Origin of the sequence: Actinocrinis sp., from assembly GCF_035653575.1 — a bacterium.
Classification (GTDB): domain Bacteria; phylum Actinomycetota; class Actinomycetes; order Streptomycetales; family Catenulisporaceae; genus Actinocrinis.
In genome coordinates this window covers 20,147-36,102 of sequence record NZ_DASRBQ010000157.1, presented here as the reverse complement: position 1 = coordinate 36,102, position 15,956 = coordinate 20,147, and the positions used below count along the sequence as shown (strand labels likewise).

Genomic DNA, 15,956 nt, shown 5'->3' with positions numbered 1-15,956 from the left:
CGTCTCCCCCAGCGTCACCGCGATCGTCTTGACCAGCCAGAACAACGCGGTCACCGCGGGGAGCTTGCGCAGCACGTACCGGACGCCGCCTGTCTCGCCGCTCGAAATCGCCCTCGCAGTCACCGCGCTGACCCCGTTCGTTCGCGTGCCGATTGCTGCGCCGCGGCCACAGACAACAGGCGGCCAGAAGGCGGAGCGCCCGTCGGCGGACCAGCGGCCGGCGCCCGCGCGCCATCGTGCCAAGAAGACATCGCGCAGCACCCGACGACTCAGCGATCGATGTCGATCTTCACCCGAACGAGTTGGATCCACGCGATCAAAAAGCGCCGCACGTCAGCGTTACGCGACGTGCGGCGTGCTATTTGCGACGTGCCGTGGACGAGCGGCTCGGCGACGGGATGCTGCGCCCCGCTCGGCTATCCGCGGTTCAGCGGCGCGGCGGCCAGCCTCGATACTTGACGATCCGGCGGGCCAGCACGGCCAAGATGACGCCGTCGCGGGACGCGCGCGCCCGCATGCGCTCTAGCGCGTCGCCCGGGCTGATTGCTTCGAGCTCGGCCAGGATGCCGGCGGCCTGCTGTACTCGTATCGCTCCCGGCACCGCGTCAACGCGCCCGCCCTCCCCCGTGGCGGGTGCGGCCGTGACCAGGATGTGCCGTGCTGCCGATCGCGACCGCTGGGTGTGGCTCTCGGTGCCAGGCAGGATGGTGATCCATGGGCCCTGGCCGCTTGGCGCGCTCGTGGAGTCCGTCGGCACGGGCGCGGTATCGATTCCGAGCAGCTCGAAGACTCGGGCCACCGTCGGCGAGGCAGCCAGGCAGAAGGGGACGCCCGCGGCCTCCGCCGCGCGGGCGGCATGCAGCAGCGCACGAAGCGCCTTCACGTCGAAGAACCGCACCTCGCTCAGGTCGACCGCCAGTTCGGCGCCGGGCTGCGTCGCCGCTACCGCTTCAAGCAGCGTCTGTTCGAAGACCGTGGACACGGCCATGTCGAGCTCGCCTTTGACCGTGAGGGTCCGCTGGTCACCGGCAGCCGATGTGCCGATTACAAGACCGCTATTCATATCTGCCACGCTCTCGTCCGCCACATGCCGACCGCGAAACGCGGTCTACGTGGACCGGAACGCCGAGCTGCGGCAAACGCCAGCGCGACACCCTGGCTCGCGATTCATGCGAATATCCCTACCGTCTCACCGAAACGCCGTCCGTTAAACCTGTAAGCCTGCCAATCGGTCGCGACGGTCGCCCCTGCCCTCATGAGCACAAACGCCGACGCGATTCGCGCACCGTGGTGACCGCGGCAGGCACGGCTTGACAACGACCTTCCGTTAGCCGAGACTAACCGTTAGTGGATACTAACCAAGCGGGAGACGGCTGGAGCGCGCTGGCCGACGGGACGCGGCGCGCAATCGTCGACTGCCTCGCGCAGCGACCGCAGGCCGTCGGACAGCTGGCCGAGCAGTTGCCGGTCAGCAGGTCAGCGGTCTCCCAGCACCTGAAGGTCCTCAAGGACGCCGGCCTGGTCAGCGAGCAGGCGGTCGGCACCCGGCGGATCTACCGGCTCAACCCGGCGGCCGTGGCCGCGCTGCGGGACCAACTCGACACCTTCTGGCAGCGGGCGCTGGCCGCCTATGCGCAGGTCGCCGAGCAGGCACCAGAGGAGGACTCATGATCGGAAGCGAAGCCGCGGTCGTGCGCAGGCACCTCGTCGTCGCCGCGCCCATCGACCAGGCGTTCACGGCATTCACCGCGCGCTTCGGCGAGTTCAAGCCGCCGGAGCACAACCTGCTCCAAGCGCCGATCGCCGAGACGGTCTTCGAGCCGCGCGTCGGCGGACACATCTACGACCGCGCGACCGACGGCAGCGTGTGCCGCTGGGCGCGCATCCTGACCTACGAACCGCCCCAGCGCGTCGTGTTCAGCTGGGACATCGGCCCGACCTGGCAGCTGGAAACCGACCCGCAGCTCACCAGCGAGGTCGAGGTCCGCTTCGTCGCCGAGGGCCCGAACAAGACCCGCGTCGAACTCGAACACCGCAACCTCGACCGGCACGGCCCCGGCTGGCAGTCCGTCAGCGACGGCGTCGGCGGCGACCAGGGCTGGCCGCTCTACCTCGCCCGCTACGCCGCGCTGCTCGAAGCCGAGGGCTGACGGTTTCGCCGATCGGCCCGGCTGTGGACGCGGAGGCCGTCAACCCGATCCGTGTCCTGCGCTGCAGCGTCCGGTGCGCTATGGCGTGACGTTGACGGGCAGGGCGGTCAAGGCGTGCTGGCGGTGGTCGCTCTTCCACGGCAGGTCCGCGTACGGGACGGCGAGCGTCAGGTCGGGCAGCCGGTGCAGGAGCGTCCACACCGCGATGCGCGCCTCCAGCCGGGCCAGCGGTGCTCCGAGGCAGTAGTGCGGGCCGTGGCCGAAACTCAGGTGGCTGCTTCCTTCGGCGGCGGAGTCGCGGTTCGCGGCGGCGACGGCGAGCAGCACGGTGTCGCCGGCCGGGACGACCGTGTCGCCGATCTTGATGTCTTCGGTCGGGAAGCGCCGCATAGCCGTGGTCGCAGGCTGGTCGTAACGCAGGAATTGCTCGACGGCGCGGTTCATCGGCTCCGTGTGCGGATCGGGTTCGGCTCGGATGGCGGCGGCCAATTGCGGCTCGGCGAGAGCGCGCGCCACGGCGGCCGAGATCAGGTGGACTGAGTTCTCGTAGCCGGCGAACAGGATGAGGAAGGCGAGGGAGAGCAGTTCCTCCTCGGAGAGGCGATCCTGCCCGTCGCGGGCCGCGATCATCGCGGTGAGCAGGTCGTCGCTCGGTTCGGCCCGCTTGCCCGCGATCAGCTGCGTGAGCAGCGCGAGGATCCTGCCGAGGGTCGCGGCCAGGTCGCCCGGGCCGTACTTGCCGGGAGCGAGCAGGACCTGGGTGCACTCGCGCAGCATCGAGCCCTGATCCGCCGGCACGCCGAGCAGGTCGCAGATCGCTGCGACCGGCAGCGGAGCGGCGTAGTCGGCGACGATGTCGGCGGTGCCGGTCGCCGGCAGTGCGTCGATCAGGGCATTGCTGGTGGCTTGGATGCGGTCACGCAGCTGGTCGGTCCGGCGGGCGGTGAACGCGGCGGTCACCAGGCGGCGCAGCCGGGCGTGGTCCGCGCCGTCCAGGTTGAGCAGGTTCGCCTCGAGGGCGGGCGGCAGCCCGAAGCCCTGGTAACCGCTGCGGGAGTTGCGCTTGTCCAATGCCAGTCGCGGCTCGGCCAGCAGCCGCCTGACGTCGTCGTATCGGCTGACGACCCACACGCGCGCGCCGTCCGGAAGCGTCGCGCAGTACACGCCGTCTGGTTGCGCGTGCAGGCGCTCGGCCACGGCGGATGGACTGCCGGACAGGCCGGCGATCAGGGCACGGGCGATGTCGGCGTCCTTGACGGTCATGGCGGCGCTGCCTTTCTCCGGGCGCCCCCCTTGGCGCGGGCGCAAGGCTCTGATTATCTACGAGCCCCGGCGTGGCCGACGCGAGGGTGACGCGTCCATCGAGCATGAAAACGCGCGATCGCTCTCGGCGCCGGTACTGCAGCGCCGAGAGCGACCGCGAACTTGTGGAATGCTACTCAGGTTCCTTAGACGCTAGCCGCGCTCACTGGACCTGCGCCCACGGCTGGTCTATCAGCCAACTCGAGTCGGTCGCCCACGTGGTGGCGTCGTCCCACGGGTTGGTTCCGCCGTCGCTGGCGAGATAGACGGTGTCGTTGAAGGTGCGGATGTACTTCGTGGTGAAGTTCACCGACTGGAACGACGTGCCCTGACCGCTGTTGCCTGCCTGCGGGCAGAACGTAGCGTCCTGGGAGAACAGTGTGCTGCCGTCGTTCGGTTGCAGGTGGAACTGGAAGTTCATGTGCCTCAAGTAGCTGCCCGGCTTGTTGACCGACTCGAACGAGACGCAGCTCGGGTTGGCCAGGCCGGCGGTTTCGACCCAGGTCGCGTCGAGCTTGTCGGTCTGCGGGCTGCTCGCCGTGATCGGGGCGGTGACGACCAGGTCGTCGGTGTCGTCGTGCTTGATGAAGTTCGACGTGCTGCCGGCGGCGGTCGCCTGCACCGACACCAGCGGCCCCGGATCCAGCGCGAACTTGTTGTCCGCGCCCGGAGTGGCGTTCGCGACGATGAAGTCGTTGCAGTTGCTGTCCGTGTCGTTGCCGTCGGGGAAGCGGCTCGCGCTCTTGCCCGCGCCGCTCGCCAATCCCGGAGTCGGCACCACGCAGCCGCTTCCGGTGCCGCCTTGGTAGCCCTCGGCGGCCCACGGGTCGACCAGCAGGCCGTAGTTCAGGCTGTCGGCGACGAGGCCGCGGCCGTCGCGCAGCACCATGCTGCCGGCGCTGGTGGAGAGGGCGGGTCCGCCGAACCACTGGTCGGGCGCGGGTGAACCCTGATACCCCGCCGTCGTGACGCTGTTGTCGAGTATCGGCGTGTCGATCGCGTGTCGTTGGGTCAACGGGTGGTCGAGCACGATCCCGGCGCCCAGCGCCTGTACCGGCTCATCGCTCGAGTGCGCGAAGCGCGTCGCCGGGGTGAAGCTGACGCCGGTCCCCCGGTCACTGAACGGAAGGTTGGATGAGTGGTTCTTCGTCAGCGCGGCGGCGAGGGTGAGCCCGGTGCCGTTCGCGCCAGCGGTGCCGACGGAGGCGACGGTGAGGTCCTCGGTGTTGGCGCCGATGTCCAGCTGGATGTGGTCCCCGGCCGAGATGTTGCCGACCGAGGAGACCTTGATGTTGGTCGAACCTGCGGTCGCCGGCGCCGCGAGCCGCGCCTGGGCGCCCGCGTTGCCGACCGCGGTGACGGTGGCCAGCTCGAGCCTCTTGCCGTAGCCGATAGCCACCTTCTGTCCGACGGCGAAGCCCGCGGTGCTCGTGACCGGGACGTTGGTCGAGCCGGCCGGCATCGTCAGCGGGCCGTCGGGTACCGGCTGCCACAGCGGTGTGCTGGGGCTGGCGGCCGTGCCGTGGCTGACGATGGTCGCGTTCTTGCCGTTGCCGGAGGAGTCGACCGCGGTGGCGCCGCCGGTCTCGTCGAACTTGTAGTCCGCGACGTTGCCGGCGCCGGCCTGGCCGCCGGCGAGAGCGGCGACCTCGCTCGCGGAGAGCGCCCGGTTGTAGATGTTGAAGTCGTCGACCGTGGCGTTCAGGAGCGGGTCAGGCCACTGCGACTTCCCGATGTAGTTCTGGTTGGTGTTGCCCAGGCTGGAGGGGTGCAGCGTCATGTTCGGGTTGGTGGCCACCGGGCTGCCGTTGAGGTAGAGGGTGCCGGTGGTGCCCGAGAGCGTGACCGCGACGTGCGACCAGGTGTTCAGCGGGAGCAGGCCGCCGCCGGTGAGCTGCTGTTCCCCTCCGTTGCTGTTCGTGGTGATGGCGAAGCGCAGGCCGGCGCCGCCGCCGTCGACGGTGAGGAACATGTAGTCGCTCTCGCCCGTGCCGAAGTCGAAGATGCGCGACCAGGTCGGCTCCGCGGAGGGGTTGACCCAGGCCGACACGGTGAAGTCGGACAGGGTGCTGACGATGCCGGTGGGCAGGCTGACGTACTCGTCGGCGCCGTTCAGCTTCACCGCGTTCCCCAGCTTGCCGGCCACCCGCGGCCCGGAGGCGCCGACCGAGGGTATCTCGGCGATCTTCGCGGTCTCGGCCGCGCTGCCGGTGCCGACCGTCACGGTGTCCCCGACGCTCATCCCGGCGGTGGTGCGGACGTTGAGGGTGGAGTCGCCCGGGTTGGCGGGGGCGGCGAGGCCCGAGGCGGACAGGCCGAGCAGGTAGTGGCCGTGCGCCGCGATCTTCGTCCCCGGCGGGACGGTCACCGTCGAGGAGACCGCCTGCCCGGCCGCGTGTTCGGTCAGCGTCCAGCGTGAGACGTCGACCGGAGACGAGGCGGTGTTGACCAGCTCGATGAAGGAGTCGGTCGAGTCCGTGGAGGTGCCGACGCGGAATTCGTTGATCTTGACGGGGCTGTCGTCGCGCACCTTCTCGGTGGTCGTGTCGACCTTCGGGCCGCCGCCGTTCTGGCTGAGCCACACCGCTCGGCCGCCCAGGTCGCCGTTGAAGGCCCACCTGGCCGAGGTGACGGTGAAGGTCGCGCTGACGCTCGCGCCGGGCGCGAGCGAGGAGAAGGTGGTCTGGCCCTGCGGCTTCGAGCTCCAGCCGTCGGGCAGGGACAGGCTCAGCTTGACGCCGGCCACGGCCGCGCCGGTGGTGTTCGTGAACGTCTCGGTGACGTCTTGGCTCGTTCCCGGCGCGAAGGTCTGCAGGCCGGGCGGGGTGGCGGTCGCGGCGCTCGGCGCCAGGCTCAGCCGCTGCACGTCGTACTTGGCGGCCACGATGTTGGCCTGCACCTGCTGGTCCACGGCGTCCGTCGGGTAGCCGGACGTCATCACGCCTTCGTAGAAGGTGCCCTGCGAACCGTTGCTGTTGTCACCGCCGTTGCCGAGCACGATGGCGCCCTGTTTGCGCATCGGATCATAGGTCGGGCCGACGCGTGGCCCGTCGAACATGGTCGACAAGGCGCCTTGCTGTGCGTCGCCGCCGAGGCTGGCCCAGTGGTGGGGTTCGCCCTTGGCCACGGCGGTCTCGAACCGGGAGGTGACGCTGGGCAGCTGCGCGCAGAGCTTCGAGGTGCTGCCGGGGTTGACGCAGCCCACCAGGTTGTTCTCCTGGTCGGTCATGACCCACGGGCCGGGCGCGTTGCCGTGGTACCAGGCGGTGGCGTTGCCGAAGTAGCTCGTCTCCATGGTGCCGTCGCCGTCGTCGCGGCTGTCGATCTCGGCGTTGCCGTAGTCGAAGCAGCAGCCGCCGTTGAAGTGCTTGCCGTCGACGATCCAGTACATGCCCTCGGGCTGGTCGTCGGTCGCGATGCCGGTGGTGTCGTTGTCGCGCAGGCCCATTCCGGGCTCGATGAAGACCCCGTACGCCTTGTGGCCGTTGATCGTGATCGGCGCCATGTCCGCGATCGGCAGGTTGTTGGCGCCGCCCATCGCCGGGCCGCTGAACGCGCCGCGCGGCGCCTGGGTGAGGTCGTTGTGCATCGGAGACTGGTCGTAGATGCGGGTGATCAGGCACGTCGTGTCGGCGCAGAACTCGTCCTGCTCAGCCGCGTTGGCGTATCCGCCGCGGCCCAGGACGCCGATGTTCTTGGTCCTGCCGTCGGACAGTCGCTTCACCTGGTAGAGCGGGCCGGTGTACGAGGCGTACAGCGCGCGGGTGGTGCTGTGGGCGGCGACGCAGGGAGTTCCGCCCGCGGCGTAGATGTCGCAGGGGCCTTGCGCTTTCGCGGGAGCGGCGGGGGTGGCGGCCCGCGCCACGCCGCCCGTGGCGAGGCTCGCGCCGCTAAGAGCCAGGACGATGGCCGCGGCGGCGGCCCCGCTCCGGCGTCTTATGCGTGGGAAGGGCAATCCGATCACGACGATGAGCTCCTTTGTTCATCGGTTAGCTGTGCCGCGGCCGGATCGCCCGAGATCCAGACCGTTGCGATACGAGGCACCCAGCATCCGGCGAGAAATGTGAGCGCTAACTCTTTGGTCGGTGGCCGCGCTGCGGCAGCGTTCCCGGGAAGTCTTCAAGACCGAGAGACCCCAGCCTCGGCACATTCGGGTCGCGATACGCGGCAGGTCATTGACATTCGGCGCACCGTGGGCGGCGCCGCACTCCGTCCGCCCATTGTTACCGCTCACGACCCGCAATCCTCCCGCTTGTCATGAAGAACCGCAGGTGGAAGCGGTCTCGTCGGGCAGTGGCAGAGTCTTGCCGTGAGAGAGTGTTCACGTTCACAACTGCGCAGTCAAGAGTGGAACAAGGATCGGGCGGATTCATCGTTCTTACTGCGGCCAGCCATCACCGTGAGCGATAACATAGATCTCTACGTCGTCCTCACCCGGCGGCCGGACTGGGTCGAGAGAGGTGCGCGGTGGGCAAGGCCGAGGCCAAGACCGGCGAGCAGAACGGGAAATCCCGCCCGCCCGCGCGCGATCCGGCCATCACCGACGTGGCGCAATTGGCCGGTGTGTCCCACCAAACCGTCTCCCGCGTGCTCAACGACCATCCCCATGTGCGCCCGCAGACCCGGTTGCGCGTTCAGGCGGCGATGACCGAGCTGGGTTACCGGCCCAACCACACCGCGCGCGCTCTCGTCACCGGACGCTCGCAGGTAATCGGCGTGGTGGCCCAGAACACGACGCTGTTCGGCCCGGCGTCGCTGCTGACGGCGTTCGAGCAGTCGGCGTCCGAGGCCGGGTTCGCGGTGGCGGTGGCGAGCGTTCGAGCCCTGGATCGCCGGTCGATCGCGGAGGCGGTCGACCGGCATCTGCGTCAGCGGGTGGCCGGCGTCGTCGTCATCGCGCCGGTGGCCTCGGCGGGTGAAGCGCTGGACCACATGCCGACCGACCTGCCGCTGGTGTGCATCGACGGCGATCCGCAACGCACCAACCCGCTGGTTACGGTCGATCAAAGCGCCGGAGCGAGCCTCGCGACACAGCATCTGCTTGATGCCGGCCACTCGACGGTATGGCACGTGAGCGGACCAGACGACTGGTTCGACAGCGTCGGCCGGATAGCGGGATGGCGCGCCGCCCTCGAGCGCGCGGGCATCGATCCGCCTCCCGTCCTGTCGGCTGACTGGAGCCCGGCAGCCGGATACCGCGTCGGTCAGCTGCTGGCACGGATGCCCGATGTCACCGCGGTGTTCGCGGCGAACGACCACCTGGCGCTCGGAATCCTCAAGGCGCTGCGCGAGTTCGGCCGCCTAGTGCCGCAGGACGTGAGCATCGTCGGGTTCGACGACATCCCCGAGGCCGCGTACTTCGTCCCTCCGCTGACCACGATCCGCCCCGACTTCGACGCGGTGGCCCGTGCGGCGTTGAGCGTGTTGCTGCACCAGATCAGCTCCGGCGAGGTGTCCGGCGAGCGGGAAACGATCGCTCCCGTCCTGGTCCCCCGCGACAGCGTCGCAGCTCCGCGCACGGCCTGACCTACGAGGCCTTAGACAGCGGACCGGGCGCGGAAGCTCCCGGCGCGGGCGCCCGCCCCGAGCGCCGCGCACCGACCGCTCACGTACCTAGGTTGCGCTCGATCCCGGCTTGCCGCAGCCGGGTGCTGATCAGCTTGCGCACGAGCGCGCGCGGAAGCGGCTGGTCGGTCGGGAAGTGCAGTGAGCCCTTCGTCATCGTGTAATCGGCGAGATCATCGGCGAGCGCGGGCAGCACCGACCCGCTGTGCGGCAGATAGCTGAGATGGTTCTTGAAGGCGGCGAATCCCGCGACAACCTTGCCTTCGACTCGGAACGCGGGCATTCCGTAGGAGATGCACTCCTGAGCCTCGGGCAGCACCGCGTGGATGTCCGCCCGCAGCTTGCTCAGCGTGTGCCGCTGGGGCTCGGTGAGATCCGCGAGATAGGCGTCGATATCGGTGGGTGCCACCTAGCCAGTTTCTCACTCGGGCGTCTCGGCGGCACCCGGCGGCGTCCACGCGAGTGAGGGGCGCAACCCCGCGGGTGCGCTGCTTAGTCATCCCCGGTGCCGCCTCCTCCCCCACAGTTCGGGGCGATCGCCCCGCTGGCCACCGCCAGTGCGGCGGGCGCGACGGCAGCCTGCAGGTGCACCGCGTTGTCGCCAGTGGCACCGCCACCTCCGCAGGCGGGAACGGCTGCCAGACTCAGACTGACCACGCCGAGCACGGCCAGGCCGGCACCGGCAACACGCACCCGCCGCCTCGGCAGTTGGGAAAACGCAGAACGGTTCAGCCGCATGGCGACCTCCAAAGACTGCCACGCTCGCGGCGAGGCGACGACGATCTCAGTGTTCGAATCAGGCACATCCTATTGATGCCGGCCCGCGCGCGCACCCGCCCCGACGGCACAACCGCATGCGTCATAGCGCACCAGGGCGCACACGCTGCACCACAAGCGCGCCCCTGGAAGGACGGCGGGGCCAGGTGCGCGATCATCAGGTACCTGAAGGTCTTGGACGCCGAGGGTGTCGCATCCGAACGCTGAGAACGTGCGGCGCGGCGGTTAGTACCAGCCGGTGCAGGCAGCGGCGTATTCGCCGAACGTGTAGGGCACCACGCACGCTCGGGCCACCTGCGTGCCGTCCACCATGTACGTGTAGCCGCTGCCTTCAGGGGTTTCCTTGTGGCCGTCTCCGGACTGGGCCCAGTAGTCGGCGTAGCCGGGTGAGCTCCCCTCCCATTTCGCCCAGTTGGCGCCGCAGAACGACGACCAGCGCAGGATCGCGCGGTTGTTGTCCGTGCCGTCGCCGGGGGCGTCCACGTAAGCGATCGAGGTCGCGCCGTTGTTCGCGCCGGGTACGCCGGTGACGCAGCTTTCCCCGTCCCGGTTCGTGATGTACGGCGACTTGCCCACGCAGGTCGCTCCGTAGCACGGCGGCTGGTCCGGTACGTACGCCTGCGCGGCGGAGGGAGCGGCGGCGATACCCGCCGCCGCCATGCCGACCGCGAGCAGGATCCTGCCCGTCCGTATCCGGACGCGAGGGTTCTGACTGAGTCCGGTCTCAAGTTCCGATTCGGCAGACATGCCAGGTCTCCGTTCGTTCGGTGTAGGGGGCGCGGCGGGTGCAGGTCGGTGTCACGCAACCCGCATCGCACGCAGGTGGCCGAACTGTCGTCACGCGTAGTCGAGCCGTGTTCAGCAGTGCGGCAGCATCTTCGAGGTGTCGCCGCCGGTGTTGATCCAGGCGTCGGCGGAGAACACGTGGGTACCGCCGACGAAGTCGATGTTCTGCCCGGACGGGGTCGTGTAGCCCTCGACCGCGTCCCACACGCTGGTCGCGCCCCACGGTCCGGTCACGCTCGGGCCGCTGACCCAGCAGGACAGCCTTGCCGTGCTGCCGTTCGGCATGATGTCGATCACGGTGCCCGTCGGCGACCCCGAGTGGACGTTGAGGCCGAGGCCGGCGGCCACGGTGCCCGTGATGATCTTCTCGGCTGCCTGCGCCGGGCCGGCAACGGCGATCGGCACTGCGGCTGCGGCGGCCGCCAAGGCCACCATGGCCGCGGCCTTCTTGTGATTGAGCATTGTCATCCCTTTTCTTTCTGACATGTGGCAATACGGCCTGCGGACCCGGGCTTACGCGCTCGCGCTTCCACTCGCGGTTCCGCCGCCCCCGAATGCGGAGAAGTCAGCGAAGGCGGTGGCGACCGTCGTCTTCGCATAGAGCTGATTCGACCAGGCCGGGAAGACGGCCGAGACGTACCAATCGGTGCAATGTACGAACTGGTTGTTCAGGCACGTGACGATGTTGACGTTCCCGCCGGTGCCGCTGGTGTCCACGTATCGCGCCCAGTTCGTGCCGCAATGCGGTGAGTACCAGTTCTGGATGTAGCCCGAGTAGCCCCCGGTGCGCTGTCCGTTTTCGGCGTCGTACCAGTACACAGGTAGGGAGTTGGCCACGTAGCTGCCGATACTGCAGTCGGTGTCGAAGGGGTCTGTGTTGTCGCAATGAGCCGCGCTGGGGCTCTGATAGCACGCGTTGTTGGTGGTGCCGTGCGGCGTGACGGTGCGCGGAGCCCGGGCGCTCACTGCGGCGTTGCCGGGACCGGCGACGGTCACCACCAGGGCGAGGGCGCCGATGACCGTCGCGGCCGTCGCCCGGGCGATCCTTCGCAGCATCATCATGTTTGCATTCCTTCGCTGTCTCATCATTCGCCGGGAACCTTGCTGCCGTGCAGGACGGCCACGAAGTCCTGCTCGAGCTTGCTGTAGCCCGCGGCGTTCGGGTGGAAGAAGTTGTCCTGCTCCGAGACGTTGAGCGTCGAGCCGGGCTCGGTAACGAACGGCGTTCCGGTGCACAGCTCGTGTCCGGCGAACGCGTTCACCTCGTTGGCGATGTTCTGAGCCGGGATGCCGGCCGCCTGCGCGGCCTTGATCAGGTCGCTGTCGAGCGTGGCGACCTTCGGTACCAGCCACTGCCGGTCTTGGAGCGTGATCCCGGAGCAGTCGAAGTTGTAAGTGCCCAGATTCGCCGTGGTCGCGCTGATCGGGGCCGGATAGGTCATGACGATCACCTTGTTCGGCGAGCCGGCCGCGGCCGCTATCGTCTTGAACGCGTCGGTCCACGGGCCGACCAGGCTGGCCAGCTTGGTGTCGATCTTGTCCGGGCCGCTGGTGTTGGCGTAGTCGGGATAGCACGCGCCCTTGTCGCCGAACTCGCCGTGGATCAAGATGCAGTCCTGGACGATGTTCGCGAAGCCGAGGTCGTTGCCGCCGAGGGTGACCGACACGAACTTCGGTCGCAGGGCTCTGACCAGCTCCGCCTGGTAGCTCGCCTCGTAGTAGTAGTCAGAACCGGCGCCCTGGTCGCTCCAGGTGTCCACCTGCGGATGAGGCGGGTCGTTGCTGTAGTACGAGATCTCGGTGTGACCGTTCGGGTGCCAGTTGCCGCTGCTCGGCGGGAAGTCGCTGAGCGTGCCGCCAGTCGACGGCGGCGCGTAGTACACGGATCCGGCGTCCGCAGGCACGGCGATGCTGGCGAGGGGGCCGGTGATGGTCTTGACGTTCATGTAGTCGAGCACGCCGGCCTCGTCCCACATGTTCGAGCCGGAGCAGGCCAGGTCGACCAGGGGAACGTCGGACTGCGGTGCGTAGATGCCGGGCCAGGCGCCGCTGCTCACGTGGCAGAGGTTGCCGTGATCGCCTGCCAGGTTCTCCGTGACGTCGGTACCGTCGGCGAACCCGCCCTGTAGGCCCTCGCCTGAGGAGTAGGAGTCGCCCATCGCGACGTAGGCGCCGAGCGGTGCGGGCACGAACGCCACCGCGTCGTACGCGATGTCTGAGCCCTGCGTCGAGTCGCTGCCCGGTGTCAGGTTGCTGAGGGTGACAGAGGCCGAGCAGCTGGACGGCCCGGTCGTGGCCCCGTTCTGAATATCGGGTCCACCGCACAGGTAGTAGCCGAGGCTGATCCACTGGTTCGTGTAGGCGGCCTGGCTGATCGTGCGCACCATGGCTGCGTGACGCATACCCGGCGACCCGAAGGTGTTAAAGGTGGCCCGCGTTCCGCCCATCGAGACCTGATACGCGGCGTGCGCCGTCGCGGCGGCGATATCGGGCACGAAGGCCATGAGCTGATACACGGTTCCGTAGCCGGTGTCTGCGGGCAGCGTCGCGGACCATACACCCTTGACTTCGTCCGCCGTGTCGGTGCTCGGCTCGGTGTGGGTGAAGAACAGGTGCCCGCCGAGGCCGCCACCGAGTTGGTGCAGGTCGATCTGACCGGACTCGCCAGGGCTCGCGGCAGCGTCGATCGGCTTGCCATCGTTCGCGAGCAGGGCGAACGAGGCCGGTACGGAGGGGGCGAGTTGCGCGCTGCTGCCGGAGCAGCCCATCAGGTTGGGCGTGCGGTGTCCGGGATTCTGACTGGCGATCATCTCGTCGTCGATCAGGACCGTGCCTGCCAGCAGTTTTCCGTTGGCGTCGCTGACCGGGGTGCCGGCGCCGACCGAGCAGTTCGGCCCGACCGGGCTGAACGCCGGCTCGGGCAAGCCCGGCACGTCGTAGTACATGTGGTTGTTGGGCGCGTTCGAGGGGGTGTCCGTGATGCACGCGGTGGCACAGTTGGTCACCCACGTCACCGGGGCGTTCCACCAACACGCGCTGCTGTCCGCCGGGCACGGGTTCGCGCCGATCTGCGAGGGGTCGCAGTTGTTCACCGTGGTGCTGCAGAAGTACTTGGCGTTCGGCGTGTTCAGGAAGGAGCCCTTGTTGGTGTCCCAGTCGTAGGTGCCCCGGTAGTCGAGGATGCCGTTGTTCTCCAGGGGCACCTCCATCCAGCCGAAGACCTTCTCCTGATACGGCCACCGCTGCGGCGTGGCGGCGTCGCCAAGCGTCTGGACGGCCCCGTAGTGCAGGAAGGTGTGGCGGCTGCTCGGATAGATCGGATTGGCCGGGTTGTTGAACCAGCCGAGGCCGTTCGCGCTGTTCGGAGCGGTGTAGACCCCTGAGTTGTAGCCCCAGATCGCGGCGTACCAGTTCTCGACCTTCGTCGGGTCGTTGTTGTTCAGCTTGATGCCGAGGTTCTGCAGTTGCGTCCACTTGATCTGGAGCAGCATCTCGGCGTAGGCGATGTTGGACGCGTAGTCGACGGCCAGCGTGTCCTGTGACGCCGCGTCCAGTGAGCCTGTGGCGCCGGGATACGCGGAGTTCTGCATGCCGCTGGTCACCTGGGCGATGCCGTAGCCGCAGTCCGAATAGCTGTAGTCGATCGCACCGCTCGCGTTGCTCGCGCTGTTCACCCCGTAGTAGTCGGCGACCAGCGGATTGCCGGCGCGGCCGGGCAGGGCGTGCCAGCTGGCCTGCTCCCAGTTCGATTCCTGCGCCAGGATCCCGTACATGACCAGGGGCGGAACGGTGACCGCGGGTCCGCTGCCGGCCGGAGCGAGGTTGGTCAGCGGCCATTGCTGCGAGGGGTATGTGGTCGGCAGCGCTGCGTATGAGGCGTCGTTGACGGTGTACATCTGGTTGGCGGGCGGGCGCGCGTCGCCGGTGTTCGGCGGAGCGAGCGCGCTTAACGCGGCCTGATTCACTGCCCACCGCACTTGATCGGCGCTCGGTTGCCATACCTGTTTGAAGATGTCGTTGCGCGGCACGGCGCACTGGGGAATCGACGTCTCAGCTGCCTGAGTCACCTGCGGACCGGCCACGTGTGGCGCGGTTTGCGCGGTGCCCGCGGCCGACACGGAGGGCACGGCGAGAGTGCGCCGTGCCGCTGCGGCGGGCAGCGGGACGCGGCTGGACGCGGCGGAGCCCGGGCGCCAGACCGATACGCCGGGGTCGCCGTTGTGGACCGAATCGGCGGGAGCCGCCGCGTCGGGCAGCACGACCAGACCGCCGCGTGACGACGCGGCCAGCGCGGTGGCCGATGCGGGCAGATCGACCGGAGTCAGCCCGCTGTCGCGGGTGAGGGAGGAAGCAGCGGCCACCTGGTTGCGGCCGCCCGCTCCCGGCAACAGCTGCAGCGTCGCGGTGAGGCCGGACCCGATCTGCCGGGCGCTGGTCCCGGTCCAGTGCCAGATCCGCGAGCGACCGACGGGTGCCCGCTCGAGCAGGTCCACTCCGCCGTCCGAGGCGGCCCGCAGGTCGGAAAGCTGCCCGGCGAAGTGCCGCAGGACGCTGACTCGACCCGCGGTGACCTCGACGAGGTCTGATCCGCGCGCGGCCAGCACTCGCCCGCCCGCCACGGTCGCGGAGGTCAGTTCCGCCGCGACCGTGGCGCCCCCGCTGAGGCGACCGGTGGCAGTGTCGAGGACGGAGATGCGGGTCCTGCTTTGCCCGGTGGCCAGATAACTGGTCAGCGCCGCGGCGGAACCCGATCCGCAGCCAGGGTCGAAGTAGGCGAGCGAAACCCCGGACGCCACCGCGCGCACCGCGCCGGTCGCCAGATCCACGGTGTACGCGAACGCACCGGCGTTCATCCCGGCTTCGCTGTTGTTCGCGCTCCACGGCGCGATCACGGCGACTACCGTGCGCCCGTCACCGGTCAGGCATTGCTGGCCGATCCAGCGCTCGTCCTCGTAGCCGCCCGGTTGGATCGAGGCCAGCGCGCGCCACTTCCAGCCGTTGGCTGCCGCAGCCGTGTAGAGGTGGTAGCCGGTAGTGTCGCCGTCGCCGACGACTACTTCGTCGTCGGCGACGGCGCTCGGCGAGCGGCCGGTGTCGGCCGGCCGCGCGGCGGCATAGGCCGGAGTCCATCCCACCAGAGCGACGCAGAGTGCTGCGGTCAGCGCCCGACGCCGTCGACCCCGCATGAACATCATCGGCATCCCGTCTCGCGGTCTTCACCCTCAAGGACGTCGTGCCGCCCGGCCGGCCGGCGGCTCGCCGTCGCCAGCAGCGTCGCAGCCGCGGATCTACGGACGATCTATCGGGCGATGACCAGCCGCGATGCTCGCGAACACGCCGCCCGGGCTTCGCACTGGTGTATCGTCGGAGCCACTG

General features: G+C 69.0%; 12 protein-coding genes. 3 read left to right on the top strand and 9 right to left on the bottom strand.

Annotated elements, in window-relative coordinates:
* Positions 1-427 precede the first annotated feature (427 nt).
* A complete protein-coding gene (locus VFA06_RS21365) occupies positions 428-1,063 on the bottom strand; it encodes an STAS domain-containing protein (protein ID WP_324842443.1) in 636 nt (211 codons plus the stop codon).
* 284 nt (positions 1,064-1,347) lie between these two features.
* Between VFA06_RS21365 and VFA06_RS21360 the strand changes: the two genes are divergently transcribed.
* Positions 1,348-1,671: a metalloregulator ArsR/SmtB family transcription factor gene (locus tag VFA06_RS21360; RefSeq protein WP_324842442.1), complete on the top strand. Its 324-nt coding sequence runs from the start codon at positions 1,348-1,350 to the stop codon at positions 1,669-1,671.
* Positions 1,668-2,150, top strand: coding sequence for an SRPBCC family protein (locus tag VFA06_RS21355; RefSeq protein WP_324842441.1), 483 nt, complete (start codon positions 1,668-1,670; stop codon positions 2,148-2,150). The genes VFA06_RS21360 and VFA06_RS21355 overlap by 4 nt, the downstream gene beginning before the upstream one ends.
* Positions 2,151-2,228: 78 nt before the next feature.
* On the opposite strand, the gene VFA06_RS21350 is transcribed toward VFA06_RS21355, so the two are convergent.
* Entirely contained in the window at positions 2,229-3,413 is a 1,185-nt protein-coding gene (locus VFA06_RS21350) for a cytochrome P450 (protein WP_324842440.1), read from the bottom strand.
* Positions 3,414-3,615: 202 nt separating this feature from the next.
* Positions 3,616-7,416 carry an arabinofuranosidase catalytic domain-containing protein gene (locus tag VFA06_RS21345; protein ID WP_324842439.1) on the bottom strand — a complete coding sequence of 1,267 codons (3,801 nt, stop codon included), beginning with the start codon at positions 7,414-7,416 and terminating at the stop codon, positions 3,616-3,618.
* Positions 7,417-7,988: 572 nt separating this feature from the next.
* On the opposite strand from VFA06_RS21345, the gene VFA06_RS21340 reads away from it, so the two are divergent.
* Positions 7,989-8,978 carry a LacI family DNA-binding transcriptional regulator gene (locus VFA06_RS21340; protein ID WP_349260282.1) on the top strand — a complete coding sequence of 330 codons (990 nt, stop codon included), beginning with the start codon at positions 7,989-7,991 and terminating at the stop codon, positions 8,976-8,978.
* A gap of 79 nt (positions 8,979-9,057) precedes the next feature.
* On the opposite strand, the gene VFA06_RS21335 is transcribed toward VFA06_RS21340, so the two are convergent.
* The 6 genes from VFA06_RS21335 to VFA06_RS21310 form a co-directional block, all read right to left on the bottom strand.
* Positions 9,058-9,426: a DUF1801 domain-containing protein gene (locus tag VFA06_RS21335; RefSeq protein WP_324842437.1), complete on the bottom strand. Its 369-nt coding sequence runs from the start codon at positions 9,424-9,426 to the stop codon at positions 9,058-9,060.
* A gap of 83 nt (positions 9,427-9,509) precedes the next feature.
* Positions 9,510-9,821, bottom strand: coding sequence for a hypothetical protein (locus VFA06_RS21330; protein WP_324842436.1), 312 nt, complete (start codon positions 9,819-9,821; stop codon positions 9,510-9,512).
* Positions 9,822-10,019: 198 nt separating this feature from the next.
* Positions 10,020-10,541 carry a hypothetical protein gene (locus VFA06_RS21325; protein ID WP_324842435.1) on the bottom strand — a complete coding sequence of 174 codons (522 nt, stop codon included), beginning with the start codon at positions 10,539-10,541 and terminating at the stop codon, positions 10,020-10,022.
* Positions 10,542-10,652: 111 nt separating this feature from the next.
* Positions 10,653-11,048 carry a hypothetical protein gene (locus VFA06_RS21320; protein ID WP_324842434.1) on the bottom strand — a complete coding sequence of 132 codons (396 nt, stop codon included), beginning with the start codon at positions 11,046-11,048 and terminating at the stop codon, positions 10,653-10,655.
* 45 nt (positions 11,049-11,093) lie between these two features.
* Entirely contained in the window at positions 11,094-11,642 is a 549-nt protein-coding gene (locus VFA06_RS21315; RefSeq protein ID WP_324842433.1) for a hypothetical protein, read from the bottom strand.
* Positions 11,643-11,665: 23 nt separating this feature from the next.
* Positions 11,666-15,715, bottom strand: a complete 4,050-nt coding sequence (locus VFA06_RS21310; RefSeq protein WP_324842432.1) for a hypothetical protein — start codon at positions 15,713-15,715, stop codon at positions 11,666-11,668.
* Positions 15,716-15,956 lie beyond the last annotated feature (241 nt).

Bases quoted from the DNA above. Each gene is read 5' to 3' on its own strand.
- VFA06_RS21365 (WP_324842443.1), bottom strand. From the start codon at position 1,063: ATGAATAGCGGTCTTGTAATCGGCACATCGGCTGCCGGTGACCAGCGG.
- VFA06_RS21355 (WP_324842441.1), top strand. From the start codon at position 1,668: ATGATCGGAAGCGAAGCCGCGGTCGTGCGCAGGCACCTCGTCGTCGCC.
- VFA06_RS21350 (WP_324842440.1), bottom strand. From the start codon at position 3,413: ATGACCGTCAAGGACGCCGACATCGCCCGTGCCCTGATCGCCGGCCTG.
- VFA06_RS21325 (WP_324842435.1), bottom strand. From the start codon at position 10,541: ATGTCTGCCGAATCGGAACTTGAGACCGGACTCAGTCAGAACCCTCGC.
- VFA06_RS21320 (WP_324842434.1), bottom strand. From the start codon at position 11,048: ATGACAATGCTCAATCACAAGAAGGCCGCGGCCATGGTGGCCTTGGCG.
- VFA06_RS21315 (WP_324842433.1), bottom strand. From the start codon at position 11,642: ATGATGATGCTGCGAAGGATCGCCCGGGCGACGGCCGCGACGGTCATC.